1 tRNA gene is annotated in these 203 nt (G+C 43.3%); it reads left to right on the top strand.

From position 1 onward, the window contains the following. The first annotated feature begins 50 nt into the window (after positions 1–50). A tRNA-Gln gene (locus BCT34_RS04085) sits at positions 51–125 on the top strand. Positions 126–203: the final 78 nt, after the last annotated feature.

Below are 203 nucleotides of genomic sequence, written 5' to 3'. Positions count from 1 at the left end.
CCGCACCATTATTTAGAATGCGTTTCTTTCATTAGATGACCATTCATTGTTGGGCTATCGCCAAGCGGTAAGGCACCGGCTTTTGATGCCGGCATTCCCTGGTTCGAATCCAGGTAGCCCAGCCACTATTTATAACTCCTTGCTAATAGCAATGAGCACAACGTTTTATTGAGTCACCAATACTCAGTATGACTATAAAGATT

The organism is Vibrio sp. 10N.261.45.E2, assembly GCF_002875705.1.
Taxonomy (GTDB): Bacteria; Pseudomonadota; Gammaproteobacteria; order Enterobacterales; family Vibrionaceae; genus Vibrio.
The sequence above is the reverse complement of the archived record's forward strand: the minus strand, read 5'-3'. Positions and strand labels throughout refer to the sequence as shown.